Origin of the sequence: Neobacillus niacini, from assembly GCF_023715785.1 — a bacterium.
Classification (GTDB): domain Bacteria; phylum Bacillota; class Bacilli; order Bacillales; family Cytobacillaceae; genus Neobacillus; species Neobacillus niacini_E.
The window spans coordinates 426893-449498 of the sequence record NZ_JAMBOX010000001.1; the positions used below are offsets into that span (position 1 = coordinate 426893).

16 protein-coding genes are annotated in these 22606 nt (G+C 43.3%); 6 read left to right on the forward strand and 10 right to left on the reverse strand.

All coding sequences use genetic code 11. The features are described from left to right. Positions 1–4: 4 nt before the first annotated feature. A complete protein-coding gene (locus M3234_RS02115; RefSeq protein ID WP_262303091.1) occupies positions 5–283 on the reverse strand; it encodes a RyR domain-containing protein in 279 nt (92 codons plus the stop codon). A gap of 145 nt (positions 284–428) precedes the next feature. Between M3234_RS02115 and M3234_RS02120 the strand changes: the two genes are divergently transcribed. The 4 genes from M3234_RS02120 to M3234_RS02135 all read left to right on the forward strand — a co-directional run bounded on the left by M3234_RS02120 (position 429) and on the right by M3234_RS02135 (position 5017). After that, positions 429–2756 carry a toll/interleukin-1 receptor domain-containing protein gene (locus tag M3234_RS02120; RefSeq protein WP_262303092.1) on the forward strand — a complete coding sequence of 776 codons (2328 nt, stop codon included), beginning with the start codon at positions 429–431 and terminating at the stop codon, positions 2754–2756. Then, complete coding sequence (locus tag M3234_RS02125) at positions 2753–3745, forward strand: hypothetical protein (RefSeq protein ID WP_262303093.1); 993 nt, start codon at positions 2753–2755, stop codon at positions 3743–3745. Before M3234_RS02120 ends, M3234_RS02125 begins: the two co-directional genes overlap by 4 nt. A gap of 6 nt (positions 3746–3751) precedes the next feature. Beyond that, positions 3752–4582: an SH3 domain-containing protein gene (locus tag M3234_RS02130; RefSeq protein WP_262303094.1), complete on the forward strand. Its 831-nt coding sequence runs from the start codon at positions 3752–3754 to the stop codon at positions 4580–4582. A 240-nt stretch (positions 4583–4822) separates the two neighbouring features. After that, a complete protein-coding gene (locus M3234_RS02135; RefSeq protein WP_262303095.1) occupies positions 4823–5017 on the forward strand; it encodes a hypothetical protein in 195 nt (64 codons plus the stop codon). A gap of 154 nt (positions 5018–5171) precedes the next feature. Here M3234_RS02135 and M3234_RS02140 read toward each other — a convergent pair whose 3' ends face one another. From M3234_RS02140 to M3234_RS02165, 6 genes are all read right to left on the reverse strand, one after another. Next, positions 5172–6419 (reverse strand): TerD family protein, encoded by a 1248-nt coding sequence (locus M3234_RS02140; RefSeq protein ID WP_262303096.1) that lies wholly within the window; start codon positions 6417–6419, stop codon positions 5172–5174. 672 nt (positions 6420–7091) lie between these two features. Then, positions 7092–8465 (reverse strand): right-handed parallel beta-helix repeat-containing protein, encoded by a 1374-nt coding sequence (locus M3234_RS02145; RefSeq protein WP_262303097.1) that lies wholly within the window; start codon positions 8463–8465, stop codon positions 7092–7094. Between the two features lie 289 nt (positions 8466–8754). Then, complete coding sequence (locus tag M3234_RS02150; RefSeq protein ID WP_262303098.1) at positions 8755–11490, reverse strand: beta-glucosidase; 2736 nt, start codon at positions 11488–11490, stop codon at positions 8755–8757. 847 nt (positions 11491–12337) lie between these two features. Further along, the gene (locus tag M3234_RS02155) at positions 12338–13087 is read right to left on the reverse strand and encodes an SDR family NAD(P)-dependent oxidoreductase (protein ID WP_262303099.1); all 750 of its coding nucleotides are present in this window, start codon (positions 13085–13087) and stop codon (positions 12338–12340) included. A 243-nt stretch (positions 13088–13330) separates the two neighbouring features. Beyond that, entirely contained in the window at positions 13331–15244 is a 1914-nt protein-coding gene (locus M3234_RS02160) for a PhoX family protein (protein ID WP_262303100.1), read from the reverse strand. Positions 15245–15438: 194 nt separating this feature from the next. Next, the gene (locus M3234_RS02165) at positions 15439–16617 is read right to left on the reverse strand and encodes a DUF2515 domain-containing protein (protein WP_262303101.1); all 1179 of its coding nucleotides are present in this window, start codon (positions 16615–16617) and stop codon (positions 15439–15441) included. Positions 16618–16687: 70 nt separating this feature from the next. On the opposite strand from M3234_RS02165, the gene shc reads away from it, so the two are divergent. Together shc and M3234_RS02175 are read left to right on the forward strand one after the other, a co-directional pair. Continuing rightward, positions 16688–18604, forward strand: a complete 1917-nt coding sequence (shc, locus tag M3234_RS02170) for a squalene--hopene cyclase (RefSeq protein WP_262303102.1) — start codon at positions 16688–16690, stop codon at positions 18602–18604. Between the two features lie 123 nt (positions 18605–18727). Beyond that, a complete protein-coding gene (locus tag M3234_RS02175; protein WP_262303103.1) occupies positions 18728–19270 on the forward strand; it encodes an HXXEE domain-containing protein in 543 nt (180 codons plus the stop codon). 34 nt (positions 19271–19304) lie between these two features. Here M3234_RS02175 and M3234_RS02180 read toward each other — a convergent pair whose 3' ends face one another. From M3234_RS02180 to M3234_RS02190, 3 genes are all read right to left on the reverse strand, one after another. After that, complete coding sequence (locus M3234_RS02180) at positions 19305–20591, reverse strand: sensor domain-containing diguanylate cyclase (RefSeq protein ID WP_262303104.1); 1287 nt, start codon at positions 20589–20591, stop codon at positions 19305–19307. A 192-nt stretch (positions 20592–20783) separates the two neighbouring features. Then, on the reverse strand, positions 20784–21560 hold the full coding sequence (locus M3234_RS02185) for an ABC transporter permease (protein WP_262303105.1): 777 nt from the start codon (positions 21558–21560) through the stop codon (positions 20784–20786). Beyond that, on the reverse strand, positions 21557–22528 hold the full coding sequence (locus tag M3234_RS02190; RefSeq protein ID WP_262303106.1) for an ATP-binding cassette domain-containing protein: 972 nt from the start codon (positions 22526–22528) through the stop codon (positions 21557–21559). The genes M3234_RS02185 and M3234_RS02190 overlap by 4 nt, the downstream gene beginning before the upstream one ends. Positions 22529–22606: the final 78 nt, after the last annotated feature.

Genomic DNA, 22606 nt, shown 5'->3' on the forward strand with positions numbered 1-22606 from the left:
CCCCCTACTTAATGGTGTATCCCAGAGATAAGATTGCTTTTAAGGTTTCCATCATGGTGTTACGGTCGTAATCCTTATCCTCTTCCGTAAGTTCCTCATACGGAACGAGATTCGGATGGGTTTTTTTCTGATCGTCTCGATACTCACCATGAGTCCATCCTTGCTGAATTCGTTGAGCCGCCCACACCTCGTGGACATTTTTCGCCAAGATTTCCCTTAATTCGAGGATTTCCTTTGGTAAGTCAATCATTGAAGTATCAATTGGTTTTGGGTTATAAGTCATACTTTTATCCTTCCCGATACTATTTTTCACTCATATCTTACCACAGAACGACTCCATAACTGTATTTACAAAGAAAATTATTAATAGTATTCTTATAGTAAAATAGGGAAATAGACCTGTTTATTTTAAGAAAAGGTGAGAGAAATTGGGAGAAATCTTTATTAGCTATTCGACAAAAGATTCCAGAGTCGCTGAACAGCTGTATACTTCGTTAAAGGATCAAGGCTTCACCTGTTGGTTTGCCCCAAACGATGTTCCTCCTGGTGGTGACTATGCCTCAAGAATTACTCAAGCCATCAATCAATTTCGTTATATCCTTGTGATTGTTTCCCAAAATTCCTGCACATCTGAGCATGTTCAGAGCGAGGTCGCCTTAGCGGCACAAAACAAGAAGGTCATTATACCCTTCCGAATAGATGATTATCTATCTGATTGGATGAGATACTATATCTCTCGCGTAAGCTGGATTGAAGCAGATCCTACAAACATGGATACTTCGATTGAGACGTTAATTCAAAAGATTAAAGGAATGGATAATCTATCTGAAAGTCCTGTACACTCCCACTACGGGAAATCCAAACAAGAGGTGAAGAGCTTAAAGGGCTCCTCTACTCAAATTTATCAAATTCAAAAACAGGAGATCGATAGAGTTCAGCACCTTTTTTTGCCTGATCCAACCTTTGAGATGGGGAAGGCACTACTTGGAGAGCAAAGACTCCTCATCTTACATAGTCATCAGCACACCGGCAAATATACAACAGCTTTATCCATATTAAATGAGCTCGGGGTCCAAGCCTTAGCGCAAATTTTCCCTGCCATTACGGAAACCGAGCTTTTAAAGGTTACATACGAAGAAAATACGGGTTATCTCATTGATAACATTACCCCTGACACGTTAAAGTCATTAAACTCTTTTTCTTTGAAAAAGTTGAGCGAACACCTACAGAGTTTGGGCTCCTATCTGGTCATTACCACGAGTGAGCAACCAGAGCATCAGGAGTATTCGATTCAGCATCGGAAACCACTGAATACCTATCAACTGCTCGAGAACCATTTTACTTTTTATAATAAAACGAAAAAAACAACTGAGGACTTTGAAAACCTCATGAAGGAAAGCCAGATCATCGATTCGATAGGGAATGATTTTCTGCCAAGAGATGCCGAAACATTGGCGCATAAACTGATTGAAGTCCTTACGGGGCAACAGACCATCGAGCAGTTCCTGCACTCCCTAAAACAAAATGTTGAACAAAGAATACGTCATTGGTTTGAAAAAGAACGAACGATTGAGCAATATGCCTTGATTACGGCTCTAGCCGTTTTTAACGAATACCCCTATTCCCAGCTAGAAGTAATCGTAGATGAATTAAAAAAATGTTTGCGTGTAGAACTTCAATCCAATAAGGAAGAGGAGCAAGCCCAAGTTTTAGACCTTTCCCTTTCTCTTTCCCACCAGCTTGAGGCGGTTGGTGCAGAGAGGTATGATGGATTCTCTAATTCGAATATTGGAAAAGTAAAAGATACGTACATCCGCTTTAAAACGAAAGAGGATGCAAATGCGGTTTTGCGATATGTTTGGCACTACTATCCTAGATTAAGAACAGCGCTGTTGGTTTGGTTTGAGCTCCTCCTAGAGAACAGCAACAAGCAAATCAATATGCGAATCACGAAGGCATTGGCGTCCCTATTCCAGGATGACACTCTTTTCATCATGAATCATATCCTTCAAGATTGGGCGAAGCACAAAGAGCCTTATTATCGCGTATTAGCGATTAACCTTTTAAACGAGCTAGCTGAGTATAAGGAAAACCTTGTGGTAGTCGATAAGCTCCTTCATCATTGGGCTTCGTTGAGCAATAACGATCGACTTCAATGGACTGCCGCGGCGGCGTATGGAACTAATCTAGGAGTCTATCTATTCCCAGATTCTTTTACCAATCTGGCTGCCATTTATCATATGAATGGTAACCGCTTGGGGGATGTCGTATTAGACAGCATTAGCAGCCTATTTTTATATGGTCAGCACGACCCTTTCTATTATCAGGCCGTCCCTTATTTATTCGATATTTGGCTAAAAGAAGCTCCGCCTGAAAAAAACGAAAAGCATCAATTTTATGACTTGTTTTTTGCCATTTTAACCTACATTGATGTGGATTCTTTAAAGGTTCTCCTTTCTGAAAAAGAAATTGGCGTGGACATTCTCCCCAGCATGCTGAAAGAAGGACTGAGCCACTGGAAAACGAGAGAATTTGCATCCCTGATCATAAAACATATTTTTCAAGAGGCTCATAAGGATTCTTCTTTACAGGAGCCGCTTCGACTATTTACATTTTCCTTGTTGGTCAAAGGGGGTTCCGCTCTAAAGGAAACCATTCTAACCATATTAAAAGAAATTCTACAAGAGCCGTACCGAGAGGCAGCAGTTCCGATTGTCACTGAAATCATCAAACTAGAAAGGAAGAAATTGAAATGACATTTGTTCTTGGGACCCAAGAGATTAAGAGCCGTTTATTTGCCGAAAAACAACCGATGGCCACCTCAGATATGGCCTTTGTTTACACGAATGCGAATGGAGACATGATTCCGGTTAAATCGGGACAGAGGTTAAGCCGAATGGAGGTTAAGTCTGAAAAGCTCACAAAAATGTACAGGGTAGAATTAACACCGAAGATGTTTGAATTTCAAAAAGAATTCGCTTCTGCTGAAGTCGTGGAAACTTTTATCATCAATGCTACTGTCCAGGTAAAAGTCGATGACCCAGTCCTCATCATTCGAAATGGAGACCACAACTACAAACAGCTTATCGACAAGCAGCTTTATTTTGAAGTGGCAGATCTTGCGAAAAAATATGATATCAACCAATACCAGGGATTGAAATTTGATATTGAGGGACTCCGTAATGATGCTCGATTTACTCATTCGATGGAAAGCATTGGGCTTAAGCTTTTAGATGTCAAAGCCACAGTCGAATTAAGCGCCAAATCGAAAGCACATCTTGAAAAATTAAAGCAGTTAGAAAAAGATACGGCCTATAAACACGCTGAAATTGAAAGCAACAAAGGGACAAAAATTAAAGAATCCCAATCAAAGAATCAGGTTCAAAATGTGGAAATGGATAATCTACAGCAGCTATTAGAAATGTACGGTCCAGATGGTGCACGTATTGCTTATGCATCAAGCGATCAAGAGCGTATGGTGATCATCCAAGAAATACAGGAGAAACGAGATAGAGAACAACGTGCAAGACAAGAAACGATTAATGGCTATTTAAAGGATGGATTAACTCCAGAAGAGATCGAGAAAATCTTGAAGTTGACCTCCCAAAGCAGCGCTCCTGTGAACCCATTGTTAACATCGGCACCACAAAGCCAACCAGTCGCGCATTTACAACAACCGCAGGAGCAAAAAGAAGAAGACCCGCTATTAGCCGAGTTAAATAAAGTACTGGAAAAAGGAGAATAAAAAATCATGCCGGAGTGGATGACGAACCTATTTGATTCCATGATGAATCTGGTTTATAAATTGTACATAGTGCTCATGGGCTTATCTGCTCCTATCAGAATGGCCGTCTTAATTCTAATCGCCTTTATTGTTTTCCCCTATGCGATCAAGTTGCTAGTTTGGCTTGTGCACTTTTTAATAAAAAATGTCATTAAGTTTTTGGAAGCAGCCTCAAACAAAATGGGCAGTATGACGATCAACAGGAGAAAACAAGGGAAAAACCCCGTCCCAGGTATTGGACTGATTGATGCACTTTTTACAGGATTGGTTTCCCTTGGGACGAAGCTAAGAAATAGCATTCAAAAGATTCCTGCCGTGAAGCCGAAAACAAAGAAAAACTATAAGTGGGTCGCTGCATTATGTGTCATTGGATTACCTCTTTGGGGACTCATGGACCCAACTGGAAAAGTTGGTACAGCGTGGGCAAACTTTGAAGGAAAACTGGTGATTGAGCATCTTCAGCCACTGGGGTACGACCCTGGAACATATAAAAGCTTAGAACTTGCTTCCTCGAAGATGAAAAATTCACTTGGCGAAAACAATGAGTCTACTGCTTCTGCCAACACAAATTACTATATAACACCGAACGAAAAATCTAAGAATGGTGTTTATGTAAGAGAAGGCCCGAGTATCAATGCAAGTGATGTACATGTCCTTCCATACGGTGAATACGCACAATACCTGGGTGAACAGCAAACCGACGGAGAAGGCCGTACGTGGTACAAAGTGCAAATTAACGAAACGTTAGCTGGATGGATCAGTTCTAGAGTAGTGGATATTTATGAGAATAAGCAATAGTTGTCGTTGATGACAGTATAAGGTAAGATGTTCCAATCACAATATCGTTTAGAATATAAAATGGAGCTCAACATATCTAATGATAGTTGGCTCCATTTTCTTTTTAAATTATAGATTTACGATTTCAACTATAATAGAGAGAATCGAGGAAAAAGGGGATTTATCCTGAAATATGATGAGCCAACGACCAATACAAGCGTTGCCTCTAATGCATTGGCACTTCAATATGGAATCTCCGTCATGCTGTTTGAAATGCGCGGAATGGCAGACCATTCGTATGAGCCGTATGTCCATGGCCAGAAGTCGAACGGACACCTCATTAAGCAAACCTTTACGGCCATGGATGCTACTGCCAATGCCATCGCAAACGGGTCTATTTTAACAGCGGACCCAGCGGTTTACGATAACCTTCCGGAGCAACACTACAGCTATTAAAAAATTTTAAATTATATATGGAGCAATTCTCAGCTTTTTTGAAAAAACAAAGGAAGCTACCAATTAATAAATCCCAAACGAACAGGCTGCTCCCTGTTAAGGAACGCAGCCTGCTATTCGATAATATCTATTTCAAAAAATTACTATTCCCTGTCTACTTATAATCATTTACTGGCCCTTTATCCATGATCACTTCTACCATATTTGAAGGCCCCATCTTAAGTTTGGGCCTGCGCTCTGAGTTGCGCTTACTATAAAGCTCTAATGGACTTATGATCACTCCATCTGGTGTATTATGAAGGATTCCGGGCACACAGGTGTAAATGGTATCATTATTATTTGCATTCTTGGAGGATATCGTAACGGAGGTTCCTCTATGATTATCGATACTCATCGACACCTTGTATCTATAGAATGAGCCGGTTCCATTTGACTGAGCAGAATAAACGACAGGGACCACTGCAAGAATATCATTATTTAACCTCAATTTAATGACTTCTGTTTTCATTGGTCCATCGTTTCGCCCAACATCCCCCATATGTTCCACTGCCCCATTGCCAAACTGTCTGAGGGGAGGAGTTCCCTGCGCCCCAAACATTGCTACATCTACCTGCCTGCCGTCCTTTGTATAGACCAAAGCATAGATATCGTAATCTGTCCCTGTCTTCCAAGATACGGCAGCGGTAATTTCTGGTGTTTTTTCAATTAAAACTGGCTTTTGACCCTTGTCGAGACTTATATTCCCTTTTACTTTTTCAAGGCTGAACGTCGACACGACCGTTTGGCTGCTATTATTTTCAGGTACTGTAACGGTTTTAATAGGTTCTTTTGGTACTTGTTCAACCATCGTTTTGGGTTCAGGAGGACTTATTTGCTCCTCAGACTCAACCTCAACACCATAATTTCTACATAAGCCTTCAAGGCCAGAATCAAATCCACGCCATATGGATTTTGCCTTGGTTTGGGCATTCCTTACATATAATTCTAATACGACGATTCCATTCTCCTTTGCGAAACTATATGGGGATAATTGGATACTGTTGTTATCCGTAAAGATTTCTGCATTTAAATTCTTTACATTTGAAAAACCCGTGCCATTATCCTCCGTAAGCGTAATCGCTATTTTAGTAATACCTTGAGGAACTTTACTCATGTCAAACTCAAGTTTATGTACTTTTGTATCCCCCACGTTCACTGGCGGTAAAAGGGTTGCTACTCCAGAAGAGCTCGTTGGTTGATTATAAAAGATAATTCCGCTATCTCCTTGTACCTTATCCGCATCAGTTAAAAGGAAAGCTGTTAGGGAAATATCGGTCGTATGAGAAATTTCATAGCTGACAGTCACATGACCTTTTGGAGAACTTAAAACCGTGTTTGCTCCCATCTGAAGCATTTGACTCATCTAAACCATTCCTTCCATATCTATGTACTGATTTTATATTGCCTTATCATAACTTTTACTTACAAAAAATTAAAAACTACACTTATTTATGGTACCGTTCACCGTAACGATTTAAGTGTAGCAAATAAATTTTTAGCAGCATAGTGATTACAATCTTTATGAAAGTCTATATAGCTAAAGGTCTCGGTCGATAATAATTTCTTTAAACTACCGACGTGCTGGTTTGAATGGGCTCGGTCGATTAGAACCTTTTTAAACGACCGGCGCGCTCGTTTTTCAATGGGCTCGGTCGATTAGAACCTCTTTAAACGACCGGCGCGCTCGTTTTTTAATGGGCTCGGTCGATTAGAACCTCTTTAAACGACCGGCGCGCTCGTTTTTCAATGGGCTCGGTCGATTAGAACTTCTTTAAACGACCGGCGCGCTCGTTTTTCATTGGGCTCGGTCGATTAGAACCTCTTTAAACGACCGGCGCGCTCGTTTTTCAATGGGCTCGGTCGATTAGAGCCTCTTTAAACGACCGGCGCGCTCGTTTTTGAATGCTATCGGTCGATTTAGACCTTTTATATGTGCCTAAAAACAAAAAAGGTTACGAAAACAGCTAAAAGAGCTAATCAACACTTGTCGATTAGCTCTTGCTATTTATGGTAAGGTTCACCGTAACCGCTGAGCCTACCGGCTCACCTCAATCCCGTCGGCCACCCGCAGCTCGGCTCCGTCTATACCATCCACGACGTTTTCGACCATGCTGAGGTCCTTCCCGGCATCGATCCTGATGCCGTTGGACGTCTGTCGAATGATATTGGACTCAATCCTGATGCCTGAGGGGATTCCTTTGCCCCGTCCGTCAGCACCGCGGTCCTTACTGAGCCGGATCGCCCAGAACCCGTCAGTCCCTCCAGTGACGCGGTTACCGCGTAGCTCCGTGCCTGGGCCATTTCGGACCTCAATGCCGACCTTGGAATCTTCCCCGGCGGTGATCCTGTTGTCCTCGATGAGGGTGTCAGGAGTTCCCAGGATAACAAGGATGCCCTGGCGGTTTCCAATTAGGTTATTGGAGTGCACCCAGTTTCCAGGTCCTGAGGCATCGTGCTTGTTCTTGGACCCACCGGAATTGCCCAGCGCGATACCCGCCTGCTGCCCGCCGATGACCGTGTTGTCCCGGATCTCATTCAGGTATTCACCCTCTCCGTGCAGGTCGATGGCGTCTAGGTGGCTGCCGACGATGGTGTTATCTGCCACGAGATTGTTGTGTGTGCGGAACTGCAGCAAAATGGCGTGCCGCAAATGCCTGCCATCAAAGGTATTGCCGATGACGACGTTGTGCCGGGAATCATTGGCGGCATCCGGGTCGTGCTGATCCACTGAGCCCTCGATCGCAATGCCGTAGCCCTGGCCGCCGGGGCCGACCGCAGTTGCCTCACTGATGTAGTTTCCAGAGAGGGTCACTTCACGGCTGGCCTTGACGGAGATGCCGTGGCGCTCGAACTTGCGGATGCCCAGATTCTTCACCAGGACCCGGGAGCTGGCCTTCCCTTCTCGGGCTCCGATGTAGATCCCATACATCGGGCCGCCTCCCGCGTTGCCGTTATCGGGGTCATCGCCGAGTGGACCGCCATGACGGGAGGTAATGGTGAAGTCAGCAACGATGACGTCGCGGACACCGGAACCGCGGATTACACGGCTGTCATCCTCGCCATCGAGAGAGGTCAGCAGTACGGTGCGCTCTTGGCCCTCGCCGCGTAGGTCTACGCCACTGCGCAACACGATGTTTGCCGACTTGTCGGCTGGATCAGTGGAGCGCAGGTCATATGTGCCGGCCGGCAGCAAGACCTCGTCACCCGGTTTAGCCGCGTCCAAGGCCGCTCGGATGGCTGGTGCGTCATCGTCTGAATCCGGATTCGGATCTGCCCCGAAGTCGGTGACGTCCAGGGTCCTGCCCGTACCCGGATCCGGTGTCGACACCTTGATTGGCTCGCCAGACCGGTCTACCAAGCCGGGGACCTGCCAGTCGCCGTGCTCGGACGGGGCTGGTTCCACTTTCACGGCACCATCTCTCCCGACCGGCCCTTGGAATCCCTCGTTCGTGCATGCGGTCAAGAAGACCACCAGGACAAGGGTTAACCACCACCAATTCGCCGGACCTCGCCGGCTGTTCTGAACCGATTCCTTCATCTGACCTCTCACGTCCTTCCTTAACTCTTTTTGTCCCATTGTTACCTATAGAAGTGTCGAGAAAAGGGATGAGCCCGCGGGCCTCGGCTTAATCCGCCGAGCACGCGGGCTCACACCTTAGGAATGCCTGACGCGACCTCTACTGGGCTCGTCGACATCATCACATGGCCCAGTGGCCAACCATTAGAAGTTGGTTCCATTGATTCCACGGTTTCCATTGATTCCGGTGGTTCCATAGGTTCACTTGGCTCCATCGGTTCTGTTGGTTCCATAGGTGCACTTGGCTCCATTGGTTCCGTTGGTTCCATAGGTGCACTTGGTTCCATTGATTTCCTTGGCTCCGTTGGTTCCATTGTTTTCCGTGGTTTCCATAGTTCTTATGTTTCTCCTGTTTTCCATGGTTACCGTTGTTTTCTTTGTTTCCATTGTTTTTGTTATTTCCGGTGTTTCCGTTGTTTTCGTTATTTCCGGTGTTTCCGTTCCCTTTGTCCTTGCTGTCATCCTTGCTGAGCTTGAAGTTCAACGGAACGTCTTTTTCTAACGGAGTATCTGCAGAGGAACCACCGACATGCACGCGGTACTTTCCGTCAGCAGTTGCCCACTCACCGTCAGCCCAGTTCGCTAGGTTGTCCGGGTCTTCCGGAACGAAATAGGAGAACGGGTGGTTCGCGTCAGCTTGGTTAATCCGTACAGTCACCTGCTTGCTCTCACCTGGCTCAAGATAAAATTTCTCGAAGTTAACAAGACGCTTGGTCGGCTGTCCCGCCTCATCCGGCAGGGTCAGGTAGACCTGTGCCGCTTCTTTGCCGGCAACGTCACCAGTGTTTGTTACAGAGAATGACACGTCAATACCGGACAACGAGCCGTTATTGCCTTTGCCTTCACCACGGACCTTCTTCACCTTAAGATCGTCATACTGGAAGGTCGTGTACGACAGGCCGTACCCGAATGGGAAGAGCGGCTTCACGTCGTTAGCCTCGTACCAGCGGTAGCCCATCTCAAGACCCTCGGTGTACTTGGCGATTAACTGGTCGGAACCGTTCCCGTACGGGCCAGGGCCACCTGGCTTGCCGGTGTCTTGACGAGTTCCGGGGTACTGTTCCTCAGTCGCAAATGCGGCCTCACGCTCGGTGGCACCAAACGTCATAGGCAGCTTGCCGGAAGGATTGACCTTACCGTAGAGCAGATTAGCGACGGCATTACCATCCTCCATACCTGGGAACCATGCCTGGAGAACTGCAGGAACCTTATCCAGCCACGGCATGAGAACCGTACCGGAAGTCTTCAGAACCACAGTGGTTTTCTCTGCGTTATCCTTCAGGACTGCGTCGATCAGCGGCTCTTGCTCCACCCAGTTCTCTTTGTCCGGGTTCTTGTTAAGATCGATAGCCGGGAAGCCCAGGGTATCGCGGTCCGCGGTTTCATGCGGGTTGTCGCCGACCATCAGCAGTACAACGTCTGACTCAGCGGCCAGCTTGGCTGCAGCCTCCGGGTCACGTCCATCATTATAGGTAACTTTGGTATCGTATCCGAGCTCCTTGATGACATTCTCTAAGCCCTCTTTTGGTGTTACTGTGTAAGGGGCTTCGACGTTCTCGTTGTTATCCCGAACGGAACGCGGAGACATCTTGGCCTCACCTGCGAACCACTCAACGCCAATCAGCGCGATTGACTTCGGCTCGCCATTCAGTGGCAGGAAGCCATTATCGTTTTTCAACAGCACGGCCCCTTCCTCGGCCATTTTCCGTGCACTGGCGCCGTTGGCCATCGGATCGACGATTTCCGGCATAAACTTGTCATATGGTTCATCCATGTGGCCATACTCAATCATCTTGATATACCGCGGACGAAGCAGATTGTCGATGTCATCCTCAGTAACCTGGCCAGAGTCAAGAGCCTCCTGGATTTTCTCTTGAGTGTAATACTGCGGTGCCCAGTCAAGCTCGACGTTCGTGCCCGCCTTGATGGCCTTGACCGTGTCGTGAATGGCGCGACGGTCACTCATGACGTAACCATCAAAGCCCCACTTATCCCTTAGTGCATCTTGCAGCAGTTCAGAGCTATCACAAGCAAAGGTGCCGTTGACATCCGGGAACGAGCACATAACAGAGGCAGGGTCAGCATTCTTGACGGTCATCTCGAACGGCAGCATGTAAAGCTCGTTCATTGCCTTTGAAGGAACCTGGACACCCATCGTCCATCGCTCAGTTTCCTGCTCATTGCCAGCCAGGTGCTTAAGCTGGGCCTGTACACCCTGTTCCTGGATACCTTTGACTTGCTCAGTTGCCAGAGTACCCGTCAAGTATGGGTCCTCGCTGAAGTACTCATAGTTTCGTCCATTGTATGGGTGACGAACAAGGTTCATGCCCGGTCCGAGCAGCACGTGATGCGCGAAGGCCCGTGTCTCCTCGCCGAGAATTCGCCCGGCTTCATAGTTCAGCCCGCGGTCGAAAGTTGCGGCCATGGCTAGTGTTGATGGAAGGCCAGTCGCGATCGGGTCATTGCCACACGATCCGCCCTTTACGCCCGTACCGCCGTTGGTCATGCGGATTGTAGGAATACCCAGTTCCTCAATCCCACGGATTTGTCGGCCGGTGTCCTGCCACTCACATCCCGGCAGCGTACCCTGAGGCGCGAATTCGCCGTTCATATATTTGCTAGTGCCGCCCCTCTTGATGACGACCGTATCACCTTTGTCGTTCTCATTGAAGCGAGAGATGGCAATTTGCTGGATCTTCTGTTCCATCGTCATCGCATCGAGAAGCAGCTCGGTGCGCTCCTCAGCAGAGAGCTTGGTGTTCATCCAAGGTCTGGTCTCTTCCGCATTAGTAGGAATGACTAATGAAGACATGGAGATCAGTGCTGTCATAAAAATTAAAGTAATTCGTTTTATCATTTTATATCTCCCTTACTTTCTATTTGTCTATTAGTAGTTAAATCATTCGGTTTATCATCTTAATCTCTCCCCCTATTGCCGAACTTGTATACTAGTATAACGAAAAACTATTACGCTACAATGAATGGCTAATTACAAAACAGCAACAAAAACTACGAGATTAGTAATGCTCCTAAAGTCCTGCGGCATGTTCAAACCCTGTAGCAGCAATGGTTTGCCAACTTAACAACCAATATGAATGAAAATGAGCATGATTCTAAATATACTGAAGTAGGATTAAAAACTTCTATTATATAAACTTTATTACTATAATATTTAGAAATCCACTCGAAGGTGGCATATTAGGGGCTTATATTATAAAAAACTACCTATTTGCGGAAGGGTTCAGAGTGACGCATTAAAATGAGGTTCTCTTGGTTTTCGTGATGGCTTTCATCTCACTTACTGTTAAAATAGGAGTTTTTCCTCCATTGAGTTACCAAGCAAAAGTAAAATAAGCGGAGTTTTTTCGGTTATATGCAGAATGGAGCTCGTTTCGGGGTAAATAAGGGGAGTTTTTCCGATTATGCAAAGCAAAATCCCCCCTTTTTACGTTTTTTGAGTCAATAGGCGGAATCTCTCCGTCTATTTTAGCTATTTTATGTTTTATTTACTAATTAATCGGATATTCTCCGACTATTTATCTGATCGGGTGTTTAACCTGATCCCCCATGGGTGTAGCTAATTATGGGTACGAAAAACATAATATTTTCATTATTACAGCGCACAAAAATAGTCCACACCTTGTAGATGTGGACTGCAATGTATGATTTATTTGAACTCGTCACTCTTATTTTGAATTTATTACTTATAAAGACATTCCTGCATCAACGACTAGTTCTGTGCCAGTAACTCGACCTGCTTCGTCCGATGCCAGATAAAGTGCACCATTTGCCAGATCTTCTGGCTCCACAACTTCACCTAATGGAATCGTTTCAATATACTTTTTCGCTAGTTCTGGATCATCAAAAATGGCCTTTACCATTGGTGTTCTGGTTGTTCCAGGGATTAATGTATTGACACGAATTTTATCTTTAGCAAGGATTCCGGAGAAGGTAAAGGACATTGTCCGGACAGCGCCTTTAGAACCCGCATATCCTGGATAATCGGTTGGTGTCAATATACTGTTAGAAGCTACGTTAATGATACTTCCACCTTTGTTTTCCCTCAAAAGCGGTACAGCGTGCTTAACCATATAAAAAGTTCCATATGCATTTACTTTAAAAATTTTATCAAATTCCTCAGAGTTGAACTGTTCAGCTGGATCACTTGGTCCTGCATAACCAGCATTATTAACTAAGATATCTAGTTTTCCAAATTTCTCTACTGCAAAATCATTGATATTTTTGGCATTCTCTTCTTTTGAGATATCACCAACGATATACTCAGCTGTGCCTCCAGCTTGTTCGATTTCTTCCTTTACTTGTGTTATACCCTTTTCACTAACATCAGCAAGAACCACTTTTGCTCCTTCTTTCGCAAAGCGCTTTGCTATTGCCGCTCCAATTCCAGAACCGCTTCCAGTTACAATTGCTACTTTGTCATCTAATCTAGCCATTCACAGTCTCCTCCTTGTTGTTTAAAATTAGGCAAAGCGTTATGGTTCTCTGCCTAGTTCTATTATATCTCGAATTCAAAATAAAAGGGTGGAAATGGCCTTGACACCAAAGAAACCATTTTTACTAGAACTAAATGCAATAAAAACAGAATAGCCTTACATGACTACTCATCGAAAACCTAGTTACTTAAATAATAGTACAGCCGCTGAGCATAAACTCAGCGGCTTTATTAATGAGATGTCTTATTTATTTTTTGGCATTTTTGTTACAGATGGCATACCAGAGATATAACCAATACCACCTGTTTTATTAATCCCAATTTGTTCATCAACTGCTTTAAGCAGTTCTTCTTTGTTCACAGCTGTAATGGACTTACCATCTACTTCATCTCCAGGATGTTGGAAATTACTGAAGATGTAGGAGAATCCATTGCGGTCATCAGCAGCAAATAATCCAGTTGCTTCCGCTCCTGCTGGAACAGACAAAATACGATCTAATTTTTTCGTATCAACATTATAAGCCCAAACGAAGTTATTGGTGTGGTTACCACTATCTTCACCAATAAAGAGAGTCCTCATTGCTTCAGAGTAACTTAAGTTATCTGGATTAGCTACTTTATCTACATTTGCAGTGTTTCCATATGCATCAGCTGCAGGAAGGTCTTCCCCTACTACCAATCCAGACATGGATGGTGCTACATACGAGCTCTTAATAGCCTTTCCATTGCTATCTTTTTGGCCGCCCCGCAAGTCCAATTGATAGGTTACTCCAGCTTTAATTTTTGGCAATTGAATATGGTCTGCCGGATCTTTACCAGTTGTGTCTTTTTCCATAGCCTTACTTTGATCAGAAATGGCAAGATATACCTTTTTGTCCTTTTCGTTTAGTGCTAAACCTTCCATTTTGTTGAATTCTGTAGTCGCACCAAGCATGGCAGCATAACGGCGGGTTTCAAGGAAGGCTGCTGCTTTTTCTTTGCCAGGCTTAAGTTTCAGGTACTCCACTTTTCCTTCATTTGCGTATGTTTTAATCGCTGTAAAACCTGCTTTAGGAGCATCTGAAGTTTCAAAAATATCATTGAATGTAATCCCGCTGTCAATCATTTTTTTCACTTCTTTATCCGTTGCATGTCCCAAATTAATCCATTGTAAATCTCCTGAACCACCATTTTCAGTACCTGTTTGTATGAATCTAGCTGCATATAGTGTACCAGATGATAAATCTTTTTCCTTATCAGCTACATACATAAACATTCCTGTATTGCCGCCGTCATCACCGTAAAAAACAGTTTTGTTATCAGGCATTACTTTAGCTAACTCATGAGAGAAACGTCCTGTACTGTAATGTTTAACAACCGATGTTTTCCCATTTTTGCCTACTGTAATTTCAGGAGTGTAGCCATAGAAATAAGGATTAGCCTTTGCTTTATCTCCAAAATAGAATCCAGCGAATGTTTCAACTTGACTTCTTACTTTCGAAGTTGAGTCTAAGAACAGACGTGCATCTGGTTCGTACTCTTCAGAACCTAAGTGTGTATTCCATGGAGATAATGATCCATTACATGGAATCCAAAGCCCATTTACATCCGAAAAATCAATTTTTTCTACCTTTACAGGGTTAAGTTCACCTGTTTTTTTGTCCTGTTCCAACTCAGTTAAAGACATAGATGCTGGAACTAACCCGTATGCTGATTTACCAGCAGCATCAATCGTTTGATATTCATAGTGTGTAACCATATAAAGTTTGCCGTTAATCGGCATTAATAAGCTGTTTGAATCCGGAGCATCAGAGACAAAGTATTCTCCGTTTGTGCCGCTAGGATCCTTAATTGGATTTCCATTTACATCAATGGGTGTACCTGCAGGAACTTTTTCACTTTTAACGGTTGCTACCTTATCCTCTGATTTAAATAGATAGTTGTAAGACAGCGGAAATGTTTTGACTTTCCCATTGATATATTTCACATCAACGGTTGCATTTGTATATGTTTTGACCATGTCATCAATAGTTGCAGGTGCTTCCATTCCATTGAATCTAACAGATTCTATTTTACTATTTTTCGGAGAAGCCGCAAATGCCGGTGTTACGGCTGGAATGGAAATAGCTAATGCTAGTGCTACAGTTGCCCCTTTTTTCACAAAGTTCTTATTCATCATCTAATAAATCCTCCTAATAGATTTATAGTGTACTGTTTAATTAAACCAGAACATTGTAAACGGAATATTAACCTTTTGTATGTTTTTTATTATAACAAACGACAAATTTTTACATTTATATAAAAATAAGGAGATACCGTTCAATCTAAATTGAATGGTATCTCCTTATTTTTTTGAGCCACCGCTCATATTGATTATTCTTCTTCTCGTAACAGAAGGGCTTCCTTCGCCATAACCGCAAGTTCAATGGTTTCAAGGGTTTTGCAATAATGAGTTAAAATCTCTTCATTCATACTGACTTCTTTATGAATATAATCCAGAACACGCCAATCTTCAAACCAATCTCCGCTCTCGGCATCTTCATGATGGATATTCGGCCAGGCGTATTTTAAGGGTGGGCTGTACAGCCGCTCGGCCCCCTTTCGCAACACACAATTCTTGACCCGTCGTTTATAAAGGGATCGGGGAAAAGATTCATTTATATCATTAAACAAATCAGGCCAATAATCTTTCCGTGAGCCAGTGTGAGGGCAGTTATGCGCCCATTCCAAGACCCCCGCGAGAATCTCTTCACGAAGAAAAAGCAGAGAATACAAATTTTTTCCGAATAAAATTCTTTCGTCAAGCGAAATGAATTGTCGTGAAGTGGCTCCGACAAGTGATGTTCTCTTCATTTTTCCCCCTGCATAGTAGGGAAAAAGAAGGTTATTCATTCGCAAAAAATCATACATTTTAAAGCTGACCGTACCGGTTACGGTTTTTTTGAAGTGATTATTTTGAATCAATCTTTTTTCCAAATAGCTTTGTTCATTGATCACCGTCGCAATCGCCAACGTATAGCGATCCCCACTGTGCCAAAAATAACGCCACATCGTTTCCATGAAGGTGGAAGCGTGAAGAAAAGGTAAGAGATGGAACATGTCTCGCCTAGCCTTCACACTCAGGTCATAAACCAAAAATTGAGGATACACATCTTGAAAAATCAACCAACTGCCACGTTCCAAAAAGGAAAAAATAGCTTTCTGATCTCTTTCAGGCAGAAGTTTTGTCAGCAAATCCCCTTTTAAATCCGTCATATTCCAGCCGACGTTTCGCGATACCATATGTCCAAGAAGAGCCCAGTGGATTTCAGGATACTGAAGGTAAAACTGAAAATAAGCTTGCGTCCGTGTTACATTGTTTTGGTTAAGTTGTCTCGTCCGTTCTCTTATAAGGTGAATACATTGTTTGTCATATTCTGATAAAGATGGCTGAAGGCTGGAAAATTTCTTTTTCATCTTTTTTTTCAATTCTTTTTTTACATTTGAGAAAGAGTCCAGCAAAACGGCATCATCCTTTTCAAAGTTCCTTTTAACTGTTTCGATTCTCCCCATCAAAGATGCATATTCATATTGCTCATGGAATATGAATACAAAGATGAATATTTGGGAGAGGATGGGTCATATGAGGCAACGGGTATATAAGGAAATGAACAGTATCGCCAATCAGCTTGTCCAGGACCAGTCAGAGGACGGTGCCTGGCGTTATCCTTTCGAGACCGGGATTGCCACAGACTGCAGTATGATTATCTTATTACGGACATTGGAGATAAATGATGAGGAGTTCATACAAGAATTGGTGAAACGCATCGCCGGTAAACAGCAGGAAGATGGATCTTGGAAGCTGTTCCATGATGAGGAAAAAGGGAATCTGACAGCCACTGTGGAAGCTTATTATGCCCTCCTTTATTCTGGCTACCGGAATCGAAAAGACAAGGATATCCTGGCAGCAAGAAGTTTTATCATGGCCAACGGAGGGGCCTCGGAGGTCCATATGTTTTTGAAGCTCATGTTGGCCATAACAGGACAATGTGAGTGGCCGCACTTCCCCATTAATATTGAAGTGATGCTTTTACCAGACTCCTTTCCAATCAATCTTTTTGACCTCTCCGTGTACGGGAGAGCCAACATTATCCCCTTTTTAATTCTTGCCAATTTGAATTTCCGTCGGAGAACGCAAAGATCGCCCGACCTTTCCGATTTATTTCAAAAAAGAGAAGTTCGTTTTTTTTCAGACGACCAAGCAGAAGAGGCCCGCTCGGTGGTCAAATTGATGAAACAGGGGGTTCAGGCGCTGAAATACCATGGAAACCTTCGGGAATTGACATTATATCGCGCCGAAAAATATATGTTGGACCGAATCGAACCGGATGGCACCTTTTTAAATTATTTCAGCTCGACTTCTCTCATGATTTACGCCTTATTGGCAAGGGGGTATACGAATACACATCCGGTGATTACTCGTGCCGTACAAGGGTTAAAAGCGATGACCTCCCGGATTGACGGAGAACTTCACTGCCAGTACACGACGGCTTCGGTCTGGAATACGACTTTAATCAGTTATGCGCTGCAAGAATCAGGCGTTCCCTATTCTTCCAACACAATTCAAAAAGCAAATCATTACATTCTCTCCCGTCAGCATCTCAAATACGGGGATTGGGTCATTCATGAACCGAACCTGTTGCCGGGGGGCTGGGGGTTTGCGGACTTGAACACAATCCACCCAGATATCGACGACACCACAGCTGCACTGAGGGCGATACGCACTTTGGCCCTAGAGCAAGCGGATACCCGGCAAGCATGGGATCGTGGAATAAACTGGCTCATTTCCATGCAAAACAAGGATGGCGGTTGGGCGGCATTCGAAAAGAATGTCGACAAAAAAATATTGAACTTGTTACCGATTGAGGGGGGAAAAGATTTATTGATTGATCCGTCGACGGCTGATTTAACAGGAAGGACGTTAGAGTTCTTCGGAAACTATACCCATTTGGATGATCACCATCCCATGGTGAAACGCGGAATTCGTTGGCTGTTGCGGCATCAAAATTCAGATGGTTCCTGGGTAGGGCGGTGGGGCGTGTATATTTATGGCACATGGGCGGCTGTAACGGGAATGATAGCGGTCGGGGTTTCTCCGAATCATCCAGCGATTCAAAAGGCTCTCACTTGGTTGCGGAACATTCAAAATCCCGATGGTGGGTGGGGAGAATCGTGTAAAAGTGATATTAAAAATTGTTATGTGCCGTTGGGCGAAAGTACCCGCACTCATACCGCTTGGGCACTGGACACACTCATCTGTGCCGCAACGGGTGTTACACCTGAAATTGAAAACGGTGCAGCTTTTTTAGTGGATACCAAAGAAAAAGAATGGACGAAGACCTACCCAAAAGGACGGGGAATGGCAGGTTCCTTTTATCTCAATTATCATTGTTATGAGTATGTTTTTCCACTGATCTCCTTAGCTCATTATCAAAAATTAGCTGGTGGGCAGCTCCTAGCAGGGGTGCCACACAAGGATTTTAACGAAGGATTTGTGTAGACAAAAAATCTCTTGAGTGACCTTTGGCATACTTTTAGATCCTGTCCCATAATATAAACAAACGACTGCAGACGGCAGGTCTTGGAGAAAAAAATCCTACCGACTAAAGGAGGCAGACAAAAGATGCTAGAGGCGCTCCACCATTTTTTCGATCTTAAAACATTAATTTGGTTGTTTCCCATCATTTTTATTTTCCATGACTTAGAAGAGATCATAACCATTGAATCTTCCATGAAGGCATACAAAAACAATCCGAAAAGTAACTTCGTCAAACTAACATTAAGAATGAGGAAAAAACTAGGTTCAACGGCTGCCCAGCTTGCTGTTTCCGCTGCATGGATTTTACTGATCATCTCATTCACTACAGTGATGACCGCCCATTATTCATCTAACGGTGGGAGCTTTCTTTTATTTACAGCCATTCTTCATTTATTTGTTTTGCAGGCATTGATGCATATTGTTCAAACCATCATGTTCAGAGGCTACACGCCTGGCATCCTAACGTCACTGTTCCTCCTGATCCCTTACTGCCTTCTTACATATTATTCTTTAGCTGAGAATGGACAATTGGACTGGCATTTGACCTTTACGAGTCTCCCGGTTAGTCTCATCATGATCCTGATTTTTCTAGTGGGTAATCTCTTAGGCCGTTATTTTATTAAATAACTGGCCCGGACTTTTTTATGTAAAAAGTGATTGCTTAGTCATAAAAGTTCACTTGGTTTCTTCCTCTTTTTTTAGACTTATACAAGGCCTGATCGGCTAATAAAAACAATTTCTCTTGTTCCATATGGATGGAGTTGCCACTAGAATTTGCAGTTGCAACACCAATGCTAACGGTAACAAAACTACTCACATTGGATTTTGAATGGGGAATTTTTAATTCTTGAACATTCTTACAAAGCCTTTCCGCTAAAGATATCGCTTCCTCTTTATTTGTATTTGGCAAGATGGCACAAAACTCTTCTCCCCCTATTCTGCAGACAATATCATTTTTTCTAACGCCTCTTGCCAATGTATCTGCCACTCTAATCAGGCATTCATCTCCCTTTTTATGTCCATATGAATCGTTATATTGTTTAAAATAGTCAATATCTATAACTAATAAAGAAAAGGAAATATTCTCTTTACTAAATTGTTGATACGCCTTTTTAAATTGGCGGTTAAAATACCGGCGATTAAAAATTCCCGTTAATGAGTCGGTATAAACTGTCTTCTTTAATAATTTCTTTTCTTCCTCTAACTCTATTAGTTTCTGTCTATTTTTGGTAACATCTCTGGATACACATATTATTTCATCCGATACTTTATCCGGAGATAAAACCTGTTTATATTTTGATTCGATCCAAATATAATTTCCATTTTTACACCGAAAACGGTATGTAATCGTTTTAATTTCGTCCGTTTTATCCATATTTTCATGAATAGATTTCATTTTTTGGATGTCCTCTTCATGGATGAAATCCCACGGTGATTTTTCCACCATCTCATTAGCAGAATAGCCCAATAAAGATAAATAATTTGGCGAAACGTAAGTGTATTTTCCATCGAGGGTATGCAATGAAATTAAATCGGTCGAGTTTTCAGCAATATGACGATAGAGCTGCTCATTTCTTTCCAACTGAATCTCAGTTAGTTTTCTATCTGTAATATTTACGTGTGAAACAACTGCTCCATTGTCCTGATTTAGTTTAATGGAAGTCACTCTTAATAAAAACCAGCGAAATTGATTGGTAGAATGACAGGGGTATTCATAGTTAAAATGATCCAATCCACCTGTTAGCACTTGCAAAATACCGGCTCGAACCTCTTGAGAGCAAACAATAAGATAATTATTACCAATACCGGTCCTTTGCAAATCCCCGCCATTTTCAATTGAAAAATTTACCCAGGCTTTATTGATCGCTATAATATTTCCTTCTTTATCCAAAACTGCTATATGATCAAGTAGTGCGTCTAAAACCGCCTGGGAGAAATATTCCATCATATCGATATCCTTTCCGTAAGTGTTCTGGTTCGTACAAGAAGAGCTACCTTTGTACTTAATGGTACCATTGTAACAGATTTACGTTTAAAAAGGATATTGACGAAACAGGGAAAATTGCGGATCTTTTCAAGGGTTTCCAACTAAATATCATAATTCGACTCGTGTCCTTCTTCCATTTCACCCCATAAAACCCTATCCTCTACTCACAGCGTTGCGAGCACTAATAGCAGCAAAACTAATAGTAGCAATACAGAATAAAACAATAACAATAAAAGCCTGCCAAATGGCACTTTCCCCCCAGCCATTTATCATGACTGCACGCATGCCTTCAAAGACATAAGTCGTTGGATTGATGAACGCAGCTACTTTCAGCCATTCTGCCTCAATTAGATCATAGGGGACAAAGGTCGTGCTCAGGAATAAAAGCGGGAAGAAGATAAACGTTCCTGCCTGTGCAGCTTGAGCATTTTTGGTTCGAAGCGCAAACCCAACAGAATAGCCCGCAAAAGCCAGGCCCCACCCCACTGCAAGGAGAAGGACAACGACAACTCCTCCGAAGCCAGTTACGACTTTTAGCCCCATCATAAATCCAATCAGCATGATGAGCATCGTTTGAACAAGCAGTTGAAGCATCCCTGCAATTATTGGACCCAAAACAATGGCAAGACGCGATGCTGGTGTCAACAAAAGTCTGGAAAAATAGCCGTTTTCCAAATCGGTGATAAGAGACTGTCCTGCACCGCCTGCACCCCCAATCGCCCCGGAAACAATCGATACAGGCAAAATAAACGCTAAATAACTAGCACCACCAAATGCCGGAAGTTTTGATATCCCACTTAGTCCAGCTTGATAGACAAATAAGAAGAAGAGACTAATCACCATATTTGGGATGAAGGCAAAAGGGTTACGAATCGTATTCAACAAACTCCTTTTGGTAAAAAGCCACGTGTGCTTCACAAATATTTTCATACATGGGACTCCTCTCTCTTTAACTTTTCAGCTTGGATGGTATGACCCGTCAAGTTTAAAAAGACATCATCTAATGAAGGGGGCGATACGTTCAAGGTAATCGGCGTGATGAACTCTTGATCTAACTGACGGATGATTTCTGGTAATTTTGCTGGTCCTTTCTCCACAAACAGGCGAAGTTCCGAACCTGATTGTTTCACCTCACCTTCGAAACGGGCGAGCAACGCTGACGCACGCCTTGCTTCCTCTTCTGTTGAGAAAACTAAATCAATGACATCTGCACCAATAGATGCTTTTAAGTTCTCTTGTGTTCCGGATGCAACAATTTTCCCCTCGTTGATAATCGAGATCCGATCTGCCAATTCATCCGCTTCCTCAAGATATTGGGTTGTCAAAAAAATAGTCGTACCTTGCTCTTTATTTAGTGATCGGATTTCTTCCCAGATGAGTTTTCGATTATAGGGGTCAAGCCCTGTTGTAGGTTCATCTAAAAATAAGACCTTTGGGCGTTGAACAAGGGTTAATGCTAAGTCTAGACGTCTACGCATCCCACCTGAATACTTTCCACATTTTCTATGGGCATCTTCCGTTAAACCGACAAGCTCCAATAATTCGTCCGCTCTTTTCCTCGCCACACTCGACTGAAACCCAAATAATTTCCCCTGAATCTCCAAAAGCTCACGTCCCGTCAACTGAGGGTCAATTCCCGTTTCTTGCAGAGCCACTCCAATCACGCGCCGTATTTGTTCCGGCTCATTCATGACATCGAAACCGGCAATTTCGGCTCTGCCCGATGTTGGTTTTAATAAAGTGGTGATCATCTGGATCGTGGTTGATTTACCGGCGCCATTTGGACCAAGGAAAGCAAAAAACTCACCCTCTTCTACACTGAATGAAACCCCTCTTACGGCTTGCACATTTCCTTTAAATGTTTTAACCAAATTCTCCACATGAATCATTGATTTCATTCTAAGCGCTCCTCGTTTAACAAGTTTCAAGCCTGAAAATAATAAAGCAAACCTCTAACCAATTTATATAGGTCAGTT